The sequence below is a fragment of the Arthrobacter sp. H35-D1 genome, assembly GCF_030063185.1.
In the GTDB taxonomy this organism is placed as follows: domain Bacteria; phylum Actinomycetota; class Actinomycetes; order Actinomycetales; family Micrococcaceae; genus Specibacter.
In genome coordinates, this window is record NZ_JASISP010000066.1 from 1 (window position 1) to 1,379 (window position 1,379).

The 1,379-nt window shown below is 58.5% G+C and carries 1 protein-coding gene; it reads right to left on the bottom strand.

The features are described from left to right. Nucleotides 1-61 precede the first annotated feature (61 nt). Nucleotides 62-1,255 carry an integrase catalytic domain-containing protein gene (locus tag QMG25_RS20280; RefSeq protein WP_283462929.1) on the bottom strand — a complete coding sequence of 398 codons (1,194 nt, stop codon included), beginning with the start codon at nucleotides 1,253-1,255 and terminating at the stop codon, nucleotides 62-64. Nucleotides 1,256-1,379 lie beyond the last annotated feature (124 nt).

Consider the following 1,379-nt stretch of genomic DNA (forward strand, 5'->3'; position numbering starts at 1 on the left):
CTTGTTGCCTCATAGCAATACCTCCGGGAAGCTGAGTCGTTGCCTCATTTAGAAACCTCCGCTAAGGATTCTGCTTCCATTTGTTATTGACACGTGGTTTCACCGGTGCCGGCTTCTTAGTCAGGGAGAGCTTCTCGAGCTCTCCAGTCAAGCGGAGAATATCGCGTTGAAGGTGGACGGGGCGGAGACGTTTGAAGGCTGCGTTCATGGTGATGATGGGGCGTTTGCGGACCGTGGATTGCTTCAATGCGCGCTGGTGCGGGGTTGCCGGAACGTCGTAGTGTTTGATGACCTTGGCCCCGTAGCGCTGCTTGGAGACCAGCTTCTGCTGAGGCAGCAGGTAGTTCGTGAAGAGCCGGTCTTGGTCCCAGATTTCGTTGAGTTTGGCCAGTTCTGCCGGGGTGTCATAGCGGAGATATCCGACGAGTTGGCGGACCCTGGCCCAGTTCTTTTGCTCCACGTGCGCCCCGTCATTTTTGTTGTAGGGCCGGGACCGGGTGAACGTGATTTTATGGTCGAAGCAATAGTTGTACAGGTGGTTGTTGATGAACTCACTGCCATTGTCCGAGTCAATCCCGATGATCGGGAAAGGAAATACGGACATGGCATATTGCAGGGCTTCGAACACCCATTTGGCGGCTTTGTTCTGCACTGAACGGTTGACGGTCCAGCCCGTGGAAATGTCAGTAACTGTCAGGGTGAAGCAGTACTCTCCGGCAGCGTTTCCGCCATCGTGGGCAACCAGATCGATCTCGACAAACCCGGGCACAGCATCATCCCATTCGGCCCAGGTCCGCATCGGAATCTGCGACTTCAGCAGTGAACCGGGCTTGGTGTGGGTGCGCCCGTGCGGGAGCATCGTAGACCGGGCTCCGGCCAGTTTCCGGTCGATGGTGGCGGCACTCATCCGCACCAATAAAGCCGCTTGCGCATCCGTGATCTGCAGTTCTTTTTCCTTGCGCAGCAGCGGCACTAGGGACGACATCATTGGTGCCAGCAGCTTCCCCGCCGGGGCCCGCAACGCCGACCAGCACAACACCAACGGCGGCACCAGGTCCGGTCCGTAGAGCGGCCGCCGTCCCTCTCTGGGTTTCGGTGGCGGAGGGTTCAGCGCGTGCCGCAACGCCGCCCGGGCATAGTCCCGGTGCCAGCCCGTCAACTCCACCAGCTCGTCCAGAATCTGGGTCTTCTGCGCCCGCGACGCGCACTTGTAAGTCCGGGCCCGCTTCTTCGCCACTGCCTGCCGTTGCATCATTGTCAGCTCCATAGAAACTGGCGTACCCGACACCGCAGAACCAGACTTGAAACCACGCCGAAGCGGATGAAATCAAATGAGGCAACGTATGTGGATACGCGGAGGTTTTCTATGAGTCAACGCG

What these genes read in the sequence shown, in the direction of transcription:
- QMG25_RS20280 (WP_283462929.1), bottom strand. Translation starts at nt 1,255, where the DNA reads ATGATGCAACGGCAGGCAGTGGCGAAGAAGCGGGCCCGGACTTACAAG.